Below are 3064 nucleotides of genomic sequence, written 5' to 3'. Positions count from 1 at the left end.
TTGATGGAGACTGATCATACTGCTCAATGGCGATCGCAATTCGTGGGCAACCCGTCCCAAAAAACTGCTTTTGAGGTGATTAATTGCCACGGCCATCTGATAAGCGAGGCGAGTTTGCTGTAATTCCCGTTTTAAAGCGTCAATATCGTCCATATTTACAGAAAAACTGCCCCTTGTCGTAAGATATCCCATCCTTGACATTGCCAACGCGCGACGGTGGAGGGTTGTCCACTATTGATTATTCCCCATGCTTGCCTTTCTGTGGGCGCTAACACCGTCACCGAGGGAAAAGTAGTCATAATCGCTTCTGGAGTCAATAAAGGCTCTTGTCCTGACAGATTAGCACTTGTGGTCGCTAAAACACCAGTTCGACCGAGAATTTCTCTGGCGATCGCATGAGCGGGAACTCGGATACCAATCGTGCTAGGATTTTTAGGGTTAAGAACTTTTGGTACTTTTTCAGAAGCAGGTAAAACCAAAGTTAGGGAGCCGGGCCAGTATTTTTCGGTCATTTGCCGCCAAATTTCCCTTTCTTCCTGATTTCCCTCGACATAATCCCATAAATCTGCTGCTGAGGCCGCCATGAGAATTAAGGGTTTATCAAAAGTCCGTTTTTTAGCGGCAAAAATTAAGGCAGCATAGGGGGGAGAAACTGCCAACGCGGGAACTGTATCCGTGGGAAAAGAAACCACTTGACCACTTAGGGCCGCGTGAACAATTTCGTTAAGAGAAGCAGTAGGCATTGAGAATTGAGCATTTTTGGGGACTAATTTAGCCTAAAACTTTTTGGTACAATTTTAAACGGGTAGGGTTGATTCATGAATCAACCCTACCTTGAATCAACCCTACCTTGAATCAACCCTACTTGATCAGCGGGGTATCTGAAAGTTTTTAACACCTACCTACTTATCTCCAACCAATTAGCGACGATTAATTATGAATGAGTCTGATACTTTTGCTAATCTCGAACAATTAGAATATATTCCCTACCTAGATACCACGGGTAATATCTGTGCTGATTTACAGGGAAGAATCGGGGTTTATGGCATTTTTGATCGAGAACAAGTCCTAGAGTTTGTCGGCTATTCTCGTGATATTTATCTCAGTTTAAAACAACATCTTGCCCGACAGCCTCAAGCTTGTTATTGGCTAAAAATACAGTTGATTGATCGTCCTAATCGGACTATTCTCGAATCGATTAAACAAGCTTGGCTAAGAGAAAGTCAGGCAGTAACCGGCGATGAAAAACTCTGGACAGAACCAATTGATGCTAAATTAGTCATGACTGACACAGAAAAAGAATTTTATCAAAGTGCTGACGAATTGGGGCAAATCAAGTTATTAAAACAGGTATCCAGACGAGTAGAAAACGATATTTTATCAACCCTAGAAAAACGGGGAGTACAGATGGAAATTCGTTTTAATCCTAAGTTAAAAGAACAGGGTTTGCTCGATTTAAAGTAAAAATGACTAGGAGCGATCGATTCTCCCGACAAACCGCTATGATATTATATCGCCCCATCCCCACACCAATGGAACAGCGATGACCACTCCAGACTGGCCAAACCTACTGCAGCAACTACTCGATCGAAAATCCCTTTCCCTTAACCAAGCTGAAGAATTAATGACCGGATGGTTAAACGGCCAGATTCCAGAAGTTTTATCGGGGGCGATTTTAGCGGCTTTGCAAGCAAAAGGAGTCTCGGCCGCGGAATTAGCGGGAATGGCCCGAGTTTTACGGCAACAATCTCGCTTAGAAGACCCTAAACCCCATACCACTCCCGTTATCGATACCTGTGGCACCGGCGGTGACGGGGCTTCAACCTTTAATATTTCCACTGCCGTGGCTTTTGTGGCGGCCGCCGGGGGTGTAAAAGTGGCTAAACACGGCAATCGCTCGGCTTCCAGCAAGGTCGGTTCGGCCGATGTTTTAGAATATCTTGGGGTTAATTTGAGCGCCCCTAGCGAGAAAGTAGCGGCGGCTTTAGATGGGGTGGGAGTTACCTTTCTTTTTGCCCCCGGTTGGCATCCAGCCCTGAAAAGTGTGGCTAATCTCCGCAAAACCCTGAAAGTTCGCACGGTTTTTAATCTTCTGGGCCCTCTAGTTAATCCTCTCCGTCCCACAGGTCAAGTTATCGGGGTTTATGACCGGCAATTTCTCACCCCCATGGCCACGGCTTTAGCACAAATGGGAACCCCAAAGGCGATTATTGTTCACGGCCGGGAAAAACTCGACGAGGTGGGGTTAGGAGACCTGACCGATATGGCTTTATTAAATAATGGCGAGGTGATTTCTGCGGCGATCGATCCCTTGTCAATTGCTATCCCCAGAGCCAGTTTAAATGCCCTTAAAGGCGGGGAAGTACCAGAAAATGCCGAAATCCTCAAAAATGTCCTGCAAGGGGGTGGAACGCCGGCTCAACGGGATGCTGTGGCGATTAATGCCTCTCTTGCCCTACAGGTGGCAGAAAAGGTCACTTTTGGCGACCATGCTGCCGGTTTCGCCCTCGCTCGCGACATTTTAGCCAGTGGGTTAGCTTGGCAAAAATTAGAGGAGTTGGTTAAGTTTCTCGCCGCCTAGGACAATTCACAGGGGGCAGTCTCGATGAAAAAATTTTCACCCCCACAGATGAAAGAGGTTTTCTTCCCCACACCCCACACCCCACACCCCACACCCTCTTTCAAGTCAGGAGACTCCGAGACAGGAGATTGCTTTTATTTATTCTCCCTATCTCCCCACTTCCCCACTTCCCCACTCCCCCACTCTGCAATAATTACTCGCAGCCAGAAATACGTTGGGGAGTATCATACTTTGTGCTTTTTGTCAAAAAAACTTTTTTTTTGCAATAAAACTACACAAAAAAAAGATCATCACTGCTGGTGAAATTGACTGATTTACCCGCTTCAATTAGGATACCCTTCTAGGTGTGGCAAGGGTTTCAACCCTTGCTGCCCAAAAAAGCACAGAATAACCCATTATGAAATTCAGTAAAATCGCTGTAACTATGATAACATCGTTGTTAAATAAAAATCTTTCTCAATTAATTCTTAAGAATTTATAAAT

4 protein-coding genes and 1 pseudogene are annotated in these 3064 nt (G+C 45.4%); 3 read left to right on the top strand and 2 right to left on the bottom strand.

Translation table 11 applies throughout. The features are described from left to right. Both PX482_RS10525 and PX482_RS10520 read right to left on the bottom strand, forming a co-directional pair. Positions 1 to 201, bottom strand: a pseudogene (locus tag PX482_RS10525) (sensor histidine kinase); the annotation flags it as partial. Beyond that, positions 156 to 743, bottom strand: coding sequence for an L-threonylcarbamoyladenylate synthase (locus PX482_RS10520; protein ID WP_002758105.1), 588 nt, complete (start codon positions 741 to 743; stop codon positions 156 to 158). The gene PX482_RS10520 and the pseudogene PX482_RS10525, both read right to left, overlap by 46 nt. 193 nt (positions 744 to 936) lie before the next feature. On the opposite strand from PX482_RS10520, the gene PX482_RS10515 reads away from it, so the two are divergent. The 3 genes from PX482_RS10515 to PX482_RS10505 all read left to right on the top strand — a co-directional run bounded on the left by PX482_RS10515 (position 937) and on the right by PX482_RS10505 (position 2884). Then, positions 937 to 1464, top strand: a complete 528-nt coding sequence (locus tag PX482_RS10515; protein ID WP_002758103.1) for a GIY-YIG nuclease family protein — start codon at positions 937 to 939, stop codon at positions 1462 to 1464. A 79-nt stretch (positions 1465 to 1543) separates the two neighbouring features. Further along, complete coding sequence (gene trpD, locus PX482_RS10510; RefSeq protein WP_002758102.1) at positions 1544 to 2581, top strand: anthranilate phosphoribosyltransferase; 1038 nt, start codon at positions 1544 to 1546, stop codon at positions 2579 to 2581. A 24-nt stretch (positions 2582 to 2605) separates the two neighbouring features. Further along, positions 2606 to 2884: a hypothetical protein gene (locus tag PX482_RS10505; RefSeq protein WP_288096396.1), complete on the top strand. Its 279-nt coding sequence runs from the start codon at positions 2606 to 2608 to the stop codon at positions 2882 to 2884. The last annotated feature ends 180 nt before the right edge of the window (positions 2885 to 3064 follow it).

This window comes from Microcystis sp. M53602_WE12 (assembly GCF_030065455.1).
Classification (GTDB): domain Bacteria; phylum Cyanobacteriota; class Cyanobacteriia; order Cyanobacteriales; family Microcystaceae; genus Microcystis; species Microcystis aeruginosa.
This window is presented reverse-complemented; position numbering and strand designations above follow the sequence as displayed.